Origin of the sequence: Metabacillus schmidteae (genome assembly GCF_903166545.1) — a bacterium.
GTDB classification, from domain to species: Bacteria; Bacillota; Bacilli; order Bacillales; family Bacillaceae; genus Metabacillus; species Metabacillus schmidteae.
The window spans coordinates 3,208,973-3,223,862 of sequence record NZ_CAESCH010000001.1; the positions used below are offsets into that span (position 1 = coordinate 3,208,973).

The 14,890-nt window shown below is 35.8% G+C and carries 15 protein-coding genes; 1 reads left to right on the plus strand and 14 read right to left on the minus strand.

The genetic code is table 11. The annotated features are described in order from the left end of the window. Positions 1–662: 662 nt before the first annotated feature. The 9 genes from HWV59_RS15445 to HWV59_RS15485 all read right to left on the minus strand — a co-directional run bounded on the left by HWV59_RS15445 (position 663) and on the right by HWV59_RS15485 (position 8,943). Positions 663–1,043: an SET domain-containing protein gene (locus HWV59_RS15445; protein WP_175639402.1), complete on the minus strand. Its 381-nt coding sequence runs from the start codon at positions 1,041–1,043 to the stop codon at positions 663–665. A 161-nt stretch (positions 1,044–1,204) separates the two neighbouring features. Further along, positions 1,205–1,588 (minus strand): VOC family protein, encoded by a 384-nt coding sequence (locus HWV59_RS15450; protein WP_102232596.1) that lies wholly within the window; start codon positions 1,586–1,588, stop codon positions 1,205–1,207. 71 nt (positions 1,589–1,659) lie between these two features. Continuing rightward, positions 1,660–1,938: an ArsR/SmtB family transcription factor gene (locus tag HWV59_RS15455; RefSeq protein WP_102232662.1), complete on the minus strand. Its 279-nt coding sequence runs from the start codon at positions 1,936–1,938 to the stop codon at positions 1,660–1,662. A gap of 156 nt (positions 1,939–2,094) precedes the next feature. Continuing rightward, the gene (locus tag HWV59_RS15460; protein ID WP_175639403.1) at positions 2,095–3,024 is read right to left on the minus strand and encodes an AEC family transporter; all 930 of its coding nucleotides are present in this window, start codon (positions 3,022–3,024) and stop codon (positions 2,095–2,097) included. A gap of 161 nt (positions 3,025–3,185) precedes the next feature. Next, positions 3,186–4,058: a LysR family transcriptional regulator gene (locus HWV59_RS15465; protein WP_175639404.1), complete on the minus strand. Its 873-nt coding sequence runs from the start codon at positions 4,056–4,058 to the stop codon at positions 3,186–3,188. A 223-nt stretch (positions 4,059–4,281) separates the two neighbouring features. After that, positions 4,282–4,767, minus strand: coding sequence for a PTS sugar transporter subunit IIA (locus HWV59_RS15470; protein ID WP_175639405.1), 486 nt, complete (start codon positions 4,765–4,767; stop codon positions 4,282–4,284). After that, positions 4,760–5,578, minus strand: coding sequence for an endonuclease/exonuclease/phosphatase family protein (locus HWV59_RS15475; RefSeq protein WP_175639406.1), 819 nt, complete (start codon positions 5,576–5,578; stop codon positions 4,760–4,762). Before HWV59_RS15475 ends, HWV59_RS15470 begins: the two co-directional genes overlap by 8 nt. Positions 5,579–5,580: 2 nt before the next feature. After that, positions 5,581–7,221 carry a PTS transporter subunit IIBC gene (locus tag HWV59_RS15480; RefSeq protein ID WP_175639407.1) on the minus strand — a complete coding sequence of 547 codons (1,641 nt, stop codon included), beginning with the start codon at positions 7,219–7,221 and terminating at the stop codon, positions 5,581–5,583. Positions 7,222–7,281: 60 nt separating this feature from the next. Continuing rightward, the gene (locus HWV59_RS15485) at positions 7,282–8,943 is read right to left on the minus strand and encodes a glycoside hydrolase family 13 protein (RefSeq protein ID WP_175639408.1); all 1,662 of its coding nucleotides are present in this window, start codon (positions 8,941–8,943) and stop codon (positions 7,282–7,284) included. A gap of 391 nt (positions 8,944–9,334) precedes the next feature. Here HWV59_RS15485 and HWV59_RS15490 point away from each other — a divergent pair, with 391 nt between their 5' ends. Continuing rightward, a complete protein-coding gene (locus HWV59_RS15490) occupies positions 9,335–9,706 on the plus strand; it encodes a VOC family protein (protein ID WP_175639409.1) in 372 nt (123 codons plus the stop codon). A 101-nt stretch (positions 9,707–9,807) separates the two neighbouring features. On the opposite strand, the gene nikE is transcribed toward HWV59_RS15490, so the two are convergent. From nikE to nikA, 5 genes are read right to left on the minus strand one after another with little or no spacing between them, the layout of a single operon-like run. Continuing rightward, entirely contained in the window at positions 9,808–10,617 is an 810-nt protein-coding gene (gene nikE, locus HWV59_RS15495) for a nickel import ATP-binding protein NikE (RefSeq protein WP_175639410.1), read from the minus strand. 28 nt (positions 10,618–10,645) lie between these two features. Continuing rightward, complete coding sequence (gene nikD / locus HWV59_RS15500; protein ID WP_102232605.1) at positions 10,646–11,473, minus strand: nickel import ATP-binding protein NikD; 828 nt, start codon at positions 11,471–11,473, stop codon at positions 10,646–10,648. Between the two features lie 15 nt (positions 11,474–11,488). Continuing rightward, on the minus strand, positions 11,489–12,322 hold the full coding sequence (nikC, locus tag HWV59_RS15505) for a nickel ABC transporter permease subunit NikC (protein WP_102232606.1): 834 nt from the start codon (positions 12,320–12,322) through the stop codon (positions 11,489–11,491). After that, positions 12,319–13,263, minus strand: coding sequence for a nickel ABC transporter permease subunit NikB (nikB, locus tag HWV59_RS15510; protein ID WP_102232607.1), 945 nt, complete (start codon positions 13,261–13,263; stop codon positions 12,319–12,321). The genes nikC and nikB overlap by 4 nt, the downstream gene beginning before the upstream one ends. Before the next feature lie 26 nt (positions 13,264–13,289). Beyond that, positions 13,290–14,885 carry a nickel ABC transporter substrate-binding protein gene (nikA, locus tag HWV59_RS15515; RefSeq protein ID WP_407941637.1) on the minus strand — a complete coding sequence of 532 codons (1,596 nt, stop codon included), beginning with the start codon at positions 14,883–14,885 and terminating at the stop codon, positions 13,290–13,292. Between the last annotated feature and the right edge of the window lie 5 nt (positions 14,886–14,890).

A 14,890-nucleotide genomic window follows, 5' to 3' on the forward strand; every position in this document is an offset into this window, starting at 1 on the left:
CGATGGTCTCTTTTAGTAATTTTTGTAGAAGATTCACAAATGTTGCAATAATGCTGACGCTGAAGTACAGATAAATCCCAGCATTATTACAATTAATGATGATCACCTCACTCACTTCATTATTGTAAAGTAGATTTTACCTTATTATTTATTGTTTTTCAATAAATTATTATTAAGTAAGGGGATTTTTTTATTTATATCAGTACTAAATTAAAATGCGAATTTTATTTTGACAAAGGATTCCATTTTGAGGTGCTTTTCTTTAAATACGTGCCGATATAACAGTCGAATGCAATTGTTATTAGTATATAAAAAGGGAAAACTCGCCATTGTTGATGAGTTTTCCCTTTTTTTATAAAGCCTCACTTACTCTTAATAGGATGTTTTGTCCTAAATTGAGTAACCAGGAAAAAGAAAATAAGCGGAGATTTTCCTGTTAGATGCAGAATGGAGCTCGTTTCGGGATAAATAAGGGGATGTATTCCGATTATGCAAAGCAAAATCTATCTTTTTCGCATTTTTCGAGTTAATAGTCGGAATCTCTCCGTCTATTTATGCTTTTTCTACTATAAGCGAAATTTTCCCGTCTATTTTTTAAACTCAGTTGCTTTACCTTATCCCCCAACCGATAAGGTCGGACCCTCTTGTTCCCAATCACTTTTTTACTTTTCTTTATCAAACCAAAGTAGCTCTTGGTCATCAACCTCCCCATTATAGTTAATGAGAATCTCTTCCCCTGCTTTTATATCCGTATAGGCAAAAAAGTCAAATGTGTGATTGTCAAAATTAATTTCATATGTTGCATTTGGTTGATAAGAATGGTTAAACAGCATTCCATATCCAAGAAGAATTGCCGTGTGATTGATTCCATACTCAAATGCGTAATCTGCAAGCAGTGTTTTCTCTATATGCTTATGCTCGTCATTTGGATAAGCAATGACTGGTGCTTCATGTAAAAGCTGCCCTTTTTTTATATCACGTGTTGCAAATACCCCTCTATTAAATTCTCCATCGCTAAGTTGTGATGTTTTTATTTCAATCATGTTAGTCCCCTTTTCACATAATAAGTTATTTTTTAACTATAACATTAAATTAATAAAAAAGTTAATTTACGTTAGTCTGAAACAATGATTTAGACAAAAGTATAACCCTATCCTAAAATAAGGACAGGGTCAAATGGAAGTCGTTTGACACTATTTTACTTCTACTGCTCTGCAATCTGAATAAGGTTACCACATGTATCGTTGAAAACTGCTATTGTTATGTCGCCCATCTTGGTCGGCTCCATCGTAAACTCCACGCCTTTTTCTACTAATCGTTTGTGTTCTGTTTGAATATCAGCAACACCAAACATTGTTGCAGGGATACCATCAGCAAAGATTTTCTTTTGATACTCCTGGGCAGCAGGATGTTCATTTGGTTCGAGTATAAGTTCAGTGCCGTTTTGATCATCTGGAGAAACAAGTGCAATCCATCTATGTTTCCCCATAGGAATGTCATGCTTTTTTGCAAATCCTAGTTTCTCTGTATAAAATTCCAGTGCTTTATCTTGGTCTTGGACGAATAAACTCGTTACAATGATTTTCATTATGTTTTGCCTCCTTTAATATGTATCACACTAGTTCTCTGTAAACCAAGTAGAAAAGCCTTATGAATAAATTACTCAATCCATCCTTTTAGCAAATTTTTAAGTGGTTCATTGTTAAAGATAAGTACTCGATACTTTCCCTTTCTTTGTGATGTGACGAGCCCTGCATCTTCCAGTACAGAAAGATGTTTAGCTATCGCCTGCCGAGTAATAGAAAGTTCATGATTTGTTATAAGACGTACCGTCAGTTCATACAACGTCTGTTCATTATGTTCGGAAAGTTCGTCTAATATTAACCGACGAGTTGAATCGCCAAGTGCTTTGAATATCGCGTCTTTGTCCCAATTCATATATTGATTATATGCAACTTTACGGTTGCTTGTCAAGGATAGGCAACTAAATTGTTGCATATCAGAATATAAAATAATTAGATTTAATGTATGCAAAAAAACTCTCATTTAAAAAAGAGAGTTTTGCATACATGCATATTTAAAAAGTATTGCACTCTATATTGGAAAAAGTATCTTTGAAAGATAAACAACAACCGTAACGGTGATCATACTAAATAAAGTAGACAATAAGACCGTTTGCGCAGCATATTCAGGATGATTTCCATATTCCAAAGCAAATAGTGAACTATTTCTTGAAGTAGGAAATGAACTTGCGATAAACAACGCCTGAGCTGTTACTCCGTCCAAATGTAAAATAGATATCATTATAAATGCAAGACTAGGAGCTACTAGTAATCTACCAAGAAGACTTAGTGCCAAAGGAAGAGATATATTGGTTATTTTTAAATAGGCACTTTGTGCACCAAGTGTGATAAGAGCAATAGCCAAAAACGCATTTGAGATCGTTTCAATAGGTGTCCACACAAATTCTGGAAGTTCAATAGATGTTACATGGAGTAAAATTCCTAATAAAACCGCATATATGACAGGATTTTTCAGGAACACTTTCATTGCTTGCAGTTTATTACTGCCAACCGAAACAGAGTTAAACAAACCGTATGTGTATGTTAAAAGGTTTTGAAAAATCATAACAATAATTTGAATGGATGCACCTAATGGGTTATGTTGAAACACAAGTTGACTGACAGGTAATCCGAAGTTCCCTGAGTTAATTAACACAACACTGTTTTTGAAAGTAGAAGATAAACTTTTCTCAAATTTACATACCTTCGAAATCACTTCGGCTATGATGATAAGGCAAAAACTTTGTACCACAAGAAAGCCAAGTATCTTCAGAATGGTTTCTCCTCCCATTTTACTTTCATAAACATTTACAAAGCCTACTACAGGTAATAATAGATATGTAGTTAATTTTGATAATGTTCCCATATCAAAGGTAAATCTCCGATGAAGAAATGCACCAATGCCTATTAGAGTAAAAACGGGTAATATAACATGTAATAAAATCAGAAAAAAAACGTCCATAAGCCTAAACCTCCATTACCAATTACATTGAGCTAGTATAAGTAGCCACATATACTTAAATTATAAAAACATTAAAATTGAAACAAAAATACAAAATTTCTATCGGGAGGTATTCAAAAAACGAATAAATAAAAGCATAGTTTGGTAACTATGCTCTGTTCCTAAATATCTTGTTTAACATCAATTCCCTTAACAAATTCAACAAATTCTTTTACAACGTTCATATCTAGAGATTCTTTGTGATAAAACATCCATGTTTTTCTTATAAAAGGAATGCCCATTTCATTATTTATATTAATACGATAAAGATCAGGCTGATCTTCAACAAGCACACTAGGAAGAATTCCATACCCTAATCCGTTTAACACCATTTCTTTGCATGTATCAGCTTTATCTACCTCCATCCCAATAATCGGGGGTGTAGGAAATGTGCCTGTCCACCAATTATCAATTAGCGTCTTCAATGTAATATCTGTTTCGTATTGAATTCTTGGTAATGTTGGCAAATCTTTAAGTTCAATTTTCTCCCTTGAGGCTATACAAATATTTTCTTCAAAAAGCAGTTGCTTAGCATCAGCCCATTGATACTCCCCTCTTACAATCCCAATATGTACATCTTTGTTATAAACGAGGTTATATACTTCTTGACTCCATCCAGTCGTAACCTTGTAGTTTACATTTGGGAATTGTTCACGAAAACGCTTAAGAAGTCCTGGCAACTTGTGTCTTGTAATATAATTCGAAACCCCTAATCGCAACGTCCCACCTACTTCATGAGACATATTTTGAACTGACTCTTTCATTTCACAAAGGCGTGTAAGCATTTCATTTGCACATGTTACGAGATATTCCCCCTGTGGTGTAAATTGAACACCCTTCGCTCCCCGCTTGATGATTTCCACTTCAAACTCTTTTTCGATTTGCTGAATTTTCTTTGTTAATGTTGGTTGTGAAATATATAAACTTTGTGCTGTTTTCGTTATATTCTTTTTTTCATAAAGAACCTTTAAAATCAGCCAGTCTCGTTCATCCATCTGTTTCCTCCAAACTTTACCTAGTAGTTCCCTTTCATCTTGTTTACATAATATCATTATATTAAACTGTATTACTTGATTTTTCCATTAATAGACATTGGATTACCTTTCCAATTGAATAATTCAACTTTCTTCTATTTCTATTTTATCAGATTAAGACAAATCCTTTATACAAAATTAAAAAAGCCTTAGCTGAATACCAACTAAGACCTCTTGAACAAATTTACTTTTTAGTAATTTCCATAATCATATCTTGTCCACCTGTTACGGACTGATTGCTCTGCCTATTTTCGATTTTAAATTGTTCCCCATTAAGAAGAACAATCGGTGTAATGATTTTTGTGCCAGTATTTGATACTTTGTTAATATCAAATTCTGCAATTGGATTACCTATTTTGATTTTGTCACCTTCACCAACCAAAACATGGAAACCTTCTCCATTTAGTTTCACCGTTTCAAGTCCCATATGAATGAGAAGCTCTGCACCTGATTTTGATCGAATCGTGATGGCGTGTTTTGTCGGAAACACACTTACAACCTCACCGTCAACCGGTGAAAACACTTGATTTTCTGATGGATCAATCGCAATTCCGTCTCCCATCATTTTTTGAGAAAAAACAGGATCAGGAACTTCTTCTAATGAAACCAGTTTTCCTGTTAAAGGAGCATGAACGGGCTCCTTTTTTTGTGTAAACAATGATTTAAACATCTACTTTTCCTCCCACATCTTTTTCATCAATATTAATCTCTACCCCATAATGGTCCGAAATAACCGGTTTATTCTCTCCATTAAAAATGACGGATGACTTTTTTACATTAGCGAAAAAATTGGTAAAGATATAATCAATCCGTAAATCTTGTTTGTTTTTGTCCCAGCCGGCAATGTTTCCGGAAACCGTAACTCCTAGATCTTTCTCTTTAGCTAAACTGTAAGAATCATAAAGACCTTTACTAATCAAATAATCGTAACCTTCATCAGGTATATGTGCACCATTATTAAAATCACCCATAAGAAAATACTTTTCATTTTCATTCGCCTGATGACATAAAGCATCGATTTGGTGTTTAAACGGCTCTTCTTCATCACCCCACCAGCCAAGGTGGCAGGAATAAAAGGCGTAAGTTTCAGCGTGAATCCGAATCTTCGCTCCAACAATTTTTCTAGTTTTCCAGTACTCCGTATTTTCTGAACGGCTAATAAAAAAGGAAGTTGTTTTATTAATTGAGTGTTTTGTTAATAACGCAATTCCCTCTTCATATACATCATATCCTATATGGGAAAAATCCCATACAAATTGATAGTCAGTATTCCCTAGTTTTTCTAATTCCTCAATTAGAATTTGGACAAAATTATCTTTTTTTACTACCCCAAAGATTACTTCCGAATCAATGGACTGGCTCACTTCCTGCAGGGCGATCACATCATATGATTTTTCCATAATTGTTTCGGCTAAAATCTTTATTTTCTCTAGTTGATGTTCTTCCTGCCAGGAATGGCAATTAAGTGTTAATAATTTCATCTTTAAACCCCTAAACGGTCTTGGATATCTGATTTTAATACGTCAGCTTTTGGCCCATAAATAGCTTGAACACCTTTATCTTTTAAGATTAAACCAAGTGCTCCGTTTTTCTTCCATTCCTGCTCAGAAGCTACAGCATTCTTATCTTTAATTGTGACACGAAGGCGAGTCATACACGCATCAACGTCTTCGATATTATCTTTTCCACCTAATAATCCGATCACAGTTGTAGCAAGTGTGTCATCTTGTACATTTGCACCGCTTTGTGAAGTTGTCGGAGATTCTTCTTCAATATAATTTCCTAATCTACCTGGAGTTGCATATTTAAACTTTTTAATCATGAAATTCGCAACAAAGAAGTTTAGGGCGAAGAATAGTAAACAAGCTAATACAAAATACACTAAATCCAACCATAAGCCTGCTTTCATAATCATCGGTGTTCTTGTCAATAATTCGATGATGCCAAAGGAATGAATTCGGATATGAACAATATCAACAATCGCAAAGGCTAATCCCGTCATAACGGCATATGCCACATATAAAACTGGCGCAACAAACATAAACATAAATTCAATCGGTTCTGTCACACCTGTTAAGAATACTGCTAAACCTGCTGAAAAGAACATTGACTTATATTTTGTACGCTTATCTTTATCCACATTTTTATACATAGCCAATGCAATACCGATTAAGGAAGCACAAGAGAGAATCATTTGACCAACTTTAAAACGAGCTGGAGTGACTTCATTTAATAATGCTTCATACCCTGCTGTGTCACCTGCTGCAAGTAAATTGTTTAAATCAGCAATCCACGCAAGCCATAAAGGGTCTTGACCTGAAACCGTTGTCCCAGCACTTGAACCAGTTAAAATCGTGTATGTTCCACCTAACTCTGTGTAGTTCATTGGAACTGTTAACATATGATGTAAACCAAATGGCAGTAATAACCTTTCTAATGTTCCGAAAATAAACGGGGCAATAATTGGAGCTGTGTCACGTGATGTGGCAATCCAACGCCCAAAATCATTGAGAAGACCTTGAATAAATGGCCATACTAATGAAAGGATGATGGCAGTTACAATAGAACCCCCAATTACAACAAACGGTACAAAACGCTTTCCATTAAAGAAGGCAAGTGATTGTGGCAGCTTGTCAAAGTTATAGTATTTATTAAAAATATTTGCTCCTAAGAAACCGGAAATAATCCCAACAAAGACACCCATATTTAAGGCAGGTGCACCAAGAATGGAGACAAAATAATCTTTAACGATTAATTCACTTCCGAAAATGGACGTCACAGTTGCTTCCGGATCATTTAACATAGCACTATTAACACCAAAAATAGCACCTGTAATTCGATTGATTAACACAAAAGCAATCAATGCAGCAAATGCCCCTCCGGCACGTTCTTTAGCCCATGATCCCCCAATGGCCACTGCGAATAGTACATGGAGATTTCCAATAATTCCCCAACCTATTTCTTCCATGACTAAAGAAATCGTTTGCACTAAACCTATATCTCCACTTGCCATTCCAATTAGCTTTCCAAGTGATATCATAATACCAGCAGCTGGCATAACGGCTACAACTACGAGTAAAGCTTTCCCAAATTTTTGCCAAAAATCAAACGACATAAATTTCATTTTTTTCTCTCCCTACTATTCAGTATACAGGCAACCGTTTGCATAAACGGTTGCAGTCTATTATGTTAATCGATACACTCTTGCTTCAAATGGCTTTAATATACCGTTAGTATAATCCAATTGAGTGAACTTTTCATTTCCTACCAACAATTTCGCCTCTTTGTTTTGGAATTCACTAGGTAGTTGATATGATGCTTCTTTAGCAAATAGGTTTGTCAAAATCAGAAAGGTGTCATCTCCCGAAGTTCTAACATAGGCAAAGATTTGCTGGTGATCTTCCAATATAAGCTTAAAACTACCATAAACCAGAGTCAAATGTTCTTTTCGTAATTGAATCAGTTTCTTATAGTAATGGTAAATTGAATCACGATTATTCATAGCCTGTTCAACATTGATGTTACTAAAATTCGGATTAACTTTTAACCAAGGCTGACCTGTCGTAAAACCGGCATTTTCCCCATTTGTCCATTGCATTGGTGTTCTTGAATTATCACGGCCATTTTTCCAAATGACCTCCATTAACTCATCATGACTTTGACCATCTTCTATTCCGTTTCGGTAAAGGTTTTTAATCGCTACATCATTATAATCATTAATTGAAGAAAACTGAACATTTGTCATCCCAATTTCCTGTCCTTGATAAATAAATGGTGTACCCTGCATGAGAAAATACATGGTAGCAAGACACTTCGCAGATTGTTCCCAGTATTGATCATCATCTCCCCATGTAGAAACAGAGCGCGGCTGATCATGATTTTCTAAAAACAATGCATTCCAGCCTTTCCCATTAAGTGCTGTCTGCCAGTCGTTAAACGTTTCTTTCAATGCTTGAAGATCAATTCCCCCTGTCACACTTTTTCCCCACAGGTCTAGATGTTCGAATTGAAATATCATATTAAAAACGCCTTTTTCTTCTCCAACCCATTCATCCGCTTGGTTCGACTTCACACCATTCGCTTCACCAACCGTCATAATGTCATATTTTGCAAACGTTTCGCGTTTTAACTCCTGAAGAAAAACTTCAATACCATCTCGATTCATATGGCCTTCAAATGATGGAACATATTTAAGGTTGTTTGGATTTGGTAAATCCGGAAATCCGGGAACTTTCTTAATATGTGAAATTGCATCCACCCGAAAACCATCAATACCCTTATCAAGCCACCAATTAACCATGCTGTATAAATCTTTTCGAACATTTGGGTTTTCCCAGTTTAAATCAGGCTGTTTGCGGGAGAACACATGCATATAATATTCCTTTGTCTCCGGATCAAACTCCCATGCTGAACCTCCAAAAATCGATTCCCAGTTATTAGGTTCACCGTTCTCACCAGGATGCCAAATATAATAATCTCGATAAGGATTTTCTTTTGATGAGCGAGATTCAATAAACCAAGGATGTTCATCTGATGTATGGTTGATAACCAAATCCATTATTAATTTCATCCCACGCTTATGAACTTCGGCTAGTAGCTGATCAAAGTCTTCCATTGTACCGAAGTCTTCCATAATTCCTTTATAATCACTAATATCGTAACCGTTATCATCATTTGGTGAAGAATAAATTGGACAAATCCAAATCACATCAATTCCTAAATCCTGCAAATAATCCAACTTACTCAAAATCCCCTGCAGGTCACCAATTCCATCACCATTCGCATCCATAAAGCTGCGAGGGTAGATTTGGTAAGCTACTGCTTCTTTCCACCACATTCTATTCATGAAGCATTCCTCCTCTTAATCTACAACTAATATAGCAGACTATTAGAATTTGAGCAATCGTTTGCATTAAATTTCATAAAAAAATTTAGTGAGTATTATATATCACCTTTACATAAATCTGCAAAATAAACAGAATCATATATATAGCCTTGCACAAATATCACTTATAAATTTGTGTATTTTACCTTTCTATCATTTAATTATCATTTCCTCTCTACAATGTTATATTTTATGAGCAATCGATTGCACATCTACTTTTCCCATTGTTCAGACTAACTTTACAATATGGAACTATTTGTGAATTTCAACACTGTCATTTATACTATTTTATGACATGATATTTATTTATACATGACGAGAAACAACATTCTTTATAAGGGGATGAAGACGAATGAAATTAGGTGCATTTTCTATTAGTTTAAATGTAAAAGACATTCAGAAATCAAAAGAATTTTATTCTAATCTTGGATTTAAAGAATTAGGCGGGGATATTTCCCAAAAATGGCTTATCATGAAAAACGAAAACTGTATTATTGGGTTGTTTCAAGGAATGTTTGAAAAAAATATGCTTACGTTTAATCCAGGTTGGAACGAAAATGCGGAAAATCTCGAATCTTTTACAGACGTACGTGACCTGCAAAAAATGTTGAAAGAAAATGGCATTACTATTCAGTCTGAAGCTGATGAATCAAGTACAGGTCCAGCATTCATAACTATAGAAGACCCGGATGGAAATCCGATACTTATTGATCAACACAGATAAAATGAAATAAGCGCCTTTCCTTGTTCTAGAAAGGCGCTCTAATTACTGAGGTTATTTTTATTAATAAATGAAACTCACTCGATTTTGACTTCAATGAATAGTCATTTCACTCTAACTGAACGATTCCGTGGATGCTCTGCAAGTATTGAATCTCTCATTTCTTTTGTTACCGGGTGCTGGGAAGTAAAAAACTCAATTTTAGAGTTGTATAACTCCACTAACTCACCTTTTTCTAGAACACCTAATTTATCACTAATCGTGTAAGCAGCTTTAATATCGTGTGTAATAAAAAAGTACGATAATAGGTAATCTTCTTTTAACTCCTTGAGTAATTCTAATATAAGGGTTTGAGTAACCATATCCAGACTGCTTACTGATTCGTCTAAGACAATCAGCTTAGGTTTCAGTGAGATGGCTCTGGCAATATTTATTCTTTGTAATTGGCCCCCGCTGAATTGATGCGGGTATTTTCGTAAGTCTTTTTCACTCAACCCGACCCTTTCTAACAATTCTATAACAGTCCGTTTTTGTTCAGAAACTGTTAGCTTTTCATAGTTTTCCAACGGCTCTGAAATAATACGTTCTGCGGTCATTCGAGGATTAACGGAAGAGTATGAATCTTGAAAAACAACTTGAAGGTCGCGGCGAAATTTTTGCCGTGTTTGCTTATCTACTGTATGAAGATCTTGTCCTTGAAACAAAACTTGCCCGCTTTGTGGACGTTCCAATCCAAGAATAATCTTTCCTAACGTACTTTTTCCGGCCCCACTCGAGCCAAGCATTCCCATACAAATTCCTTCAGCAATCGAAAAAGAAATATCGGAAAGTACCTTTTGCGAGCGATTTTTCCAGTTAAAAAAAGATCGGGATCCGTAGCTATGAGTTACTTTATTTACTTGTAATAAACTCATGTAAAATCCCTCCTAATAAAAAATAAAATTATGCCATATGGATACTTGATCCAGCTACATCAAAAGTTGAATGAGCATTTAATAGTTTTTTCGTATATTCATGCTGTGGCTCATCAAATAGTTGAAACACATTTGCTTTTTCGATAATTCTTCCATTTTGCATAACAGCTACTTCATCTGCCATTTCAGAAATAACTCCTAAGTCATGGGAAATTAATAATATCGCTGAACCATATTCAGAACGAATTTTATCTAAATGATATAAGACCTTTTTTTGATTTTTGACATCAAGTGCAGTTGTTGGTTCGTCCGCAATAATGACAGCAGGATGTGTACTAGCGGCAATCGCAATCATCACCCTTTGAAGCATGCCGCCACTTAATTGAAAAGGATAGGATTTCAGCAGTCTAGCAGGATCAGGTAGATTAACAGAATTCATTGTCTCAATCGCAAGCTCTCTTGCTTCTTTTTTACTACAAGGTGTATGAGCACGGATGGTTTCAACAAATTGATGACCGATAGTAAAAACAGGTGTAAATGCGTTCATCGGATTTTGCATAATAAAGGCGATATCCTTGCCGCGAATTTTACGAATTTCTTTATCATCTAATCCAGTTAGTTCACGTCCTTGTAAATCTATACTGCCTTCAATTGCTGTTGTTTTTTTGTTAAGAAGCTGAAGGATAGACATGCTTGTAACGGTTTTACCACAGCCACTTTCTCCAACAAGCCCAAGTACACTTCCTCTCTTCAGTTCAAAATTGACATCTTGAACAAGAGGCATTTCACCGTTTTTTGTTTTTATCTTTACATGTAAATCTTTGACCTGCAGCACATTTGTTTGTTCTGTATCCAACCTTCTCATCCCTTTTTAAAATCTGCGTTTAACACCATAACGTTCTGATAAAGCTTCGCCTAATAAATTGAATGTAACGATAACCACCATTATGATCAAGCCAGGATAAAGCATTAATTCCGGATTTGTCCGAATAAACGATTTTCCTTCATGAATCATCGCTCCCCATTCAGGTGTAGGAGCTTGAACTCCAAGACCAAGAAACGACATGGCAGATATATCCATAATCGCCCAGCCCATTTCCAGTGTGCCCATTACGACTAATGGCGGGAGAACATTTGGAATAATATGATTCTTAATAATTTTCCATTGAGACGAGCCACTCACCCTGGCAGCCGCAATAAAGTTTTGCTCCTTTAAGCTTAGCACCATTCCCCTGAACATTCTTGCGTAATAAACCCATTGCACGAGCATAATGGCAATAATCACTTGTGTGAGGCCTGGCCCAAAGATTCCAACAAGACCGAGAACTAAGATTAAACTAGGAAAAGCCATAACCCCATCACAGAACCTCATTAATACTTGATCAACGAGACCGCCTTTGTAACCTGAAAAGGTTCCTACAATCAAACCAATGAGTATCGATGAGACAAAAATAAGAATCGCAAACCCTAACGAAATACGTGCACCATATAAAATACGTGATAAATTGCATCTTCCAAGCTGATCAGTTCCTAACGGATACTCCATAGAAGGAGGCTGTAATTTATTCACAATGTTCACAGCGATAGGGTCATTCGGTGCGATCCAAGGAGCAAATATAGCAATGATGAAAAGAACACCTAAAATAATCGAACAGATCGGAATAACTTTTTGACTGATGAATATTTGACGTATACTTTTGATCATTGATTGTATCCTTCTTTCCTAGAAATACGCGGGTCTATATACATTTGAATTAAATCAACGAGTAAGTTACTGATGATAAACAAGGTGGCTCCAATCAACACATAGCATTGTATAACAGGTATATCACGATTGAAAATTGCTTCTATAAAATAACGGCCGAAGCCAGGCCATGAAAAGACAGCTTCCACGATAATGGTTCCTGTTAGCAATTTTCCAAGATTCATTCCTAACCCGGTAATCATTGGTGAAATAGCAATCCTCAACACATGCTTTACCATAATGGTTTTTTCATTAATACCCCTTGTCCTCGCATAAAGGACATAAGGCTCTTCCAAATTTTCAAGTACACTGGCACGTAACAGTCTTGTATAAATCGCAATTAAAGGAAGAGCCAGCGTAACGGATGGAAGAACAAGATGCTGCCATGTCCCTGTTCCTTCGACCGGAAAAAGATCAAGCTTCACAGAAAAGAAAAAAATTAATAAATACCCAAGCCAAAATGAAGGAATGGATGCCCCCATAAAGGAAAGAAACCGACTAAAATGATCTATTACACTATTTTTCTTAACTCCAGCAAGAAAACCAAGCGGTATACTAACGATAACCGCTATTAAAATACTTCCCACAGCGAGCTGGATTGTAGCTGGTATGCGCGTGATAACCTCTTCCCAAACAGGCTTATTCGAAACATAAGATATGCCAAAATCAAGCTGGCTTATCTTCATAATAGAATTCAAATATTGGATAAAAAAAGGTTGATCTAATCCAAACTCCTGTCTTTTCTGTTCCAAAATTTCATCATTAGGTTGAATATGGGCAGCCGTTAAATAAGCCTCAGCCGGGTCTACCGGTGAAAGGTGAATCATTCCAGATGTAAAAAGTGCTGCCAAAAGAAAAACCGGAACGATTGAGAGAATTCGTTTCAAAATAAAGGTGCCCATAAAAAACCTCCTGCTGTTGCTGCTTGCTATTCGATTTCAATACCTGTAAATGGATGTTCATCACGATTTGCAGGGAATGTAAAGTTTTTCAAATCTTTTTGATAGATTGCTGTTTTCTTAATATATGAAACAGGAATAACCGCTCCCTGATTCTGTATTGATAATAAAATTGATGTGTAAAGCTGCTGACGTTTTTCCTCATCTGTTGTCTGAGGTACCTGTGCAATTTGTTTCAACAATTCATCTTTGTTCGGATATGCTGATATCGCCTCATTAAATCCAAACCCTACTGATGCCACAATATTTAAGAAAGTATGTGGATCATAAGGAGCTCCATAGTTACTAAAGAAATTAATATCAAATTTATTATCTTTAAATCGTTGAACCTGCTCAGTGAGTTCAACGCCTACAATATTTAATTTTACTCCAATAGCTGCCCACTCAGATTGCAGGACTTCTGCCATTGTTTTTTGAATGGTATCTGCTGAATCATACATTAACTCAATTTCAAGTAACTGTCCATCTTTTTCACGAACAGTTTCCCCTTTAGAAAGTGTCCAGCCTGCTTCATCTAATAACGATTTTGCTTTTTCTACATCATAGTTGATAACTGATACATCAACGTCTTTCGTGTAAGGTAAATTTGTTGGTAAAATATAATCTGCTTTTTCTTCGTATCCAGCCGTGACACCCTCTACCAATGCTTCTTTATTAAAAGCATAATGTAGTGCATGGCGAACTTTTTCATCTGAGAGGTTTTCTTTTTTCGAGTTAATCACAAGCTGTCTAGTGGCGACAGGCTCAGAAATACTTGATTCATAGTCTCCAGTTGACTCTAACTGTTTAAAAGCATCCAGACTAATAGATCCCTCTCCATAAATCAGATCAATTTCACCTTTTTCTAAAGCAAGCACCCTTGTTTCTGCATCAGGAATAATTTTTACTGTGATTTTTTCTTCCTTTGGAAGTTCACCCCAGTAATTTTCATTACGTTTGAATACAGCAAATTCGTCTGTTTTATACTCTTCTAAAACCCATGGACCTGTACCAACTGGATCTACAACACCTTTTGAGGTATCACCATCTTCAGGAAATCCAGCTTCACCCAAGAAACGAACCGGTCGGACAACTGCCAACTCCTGAATCGTCGGATAATATGGTTCTTTTAAAGTGAGTTTAAACGTATATTCATCCATGACTTCAGTTTGATCGATTTTTGAAAGAAATCCTAACCAGCTATGCATATCTAAATGATTTAATATTGTATCAAAATTCTTTTTAACAACCTCTGCATTAAAGCTCGATCCATCAGAAAATTTCACATTTTCACGAAGATGAAAAATGTATTCCTTACCGTCCTTAGAAATATCCCATGATTCTGCAAGGTGAGGCTTTAACTCTCCCCCTTCTTGATAGCTGACTAATGGTTCATATACCATTGATTGCGCAAATAATTGAGACGGGTTATAAACATGCGGATTCATTTCACCTATATCTCTAGACCAAGCAAATGTTAGCGCGTTCTTTTCACTCTTCTCCCCCGAACCTTTAACGTCTTGACTAGAATTTGTACACCCTAATAATATTGTTGATAATATTAAAATAAATGCCGATAATATGATAGCCT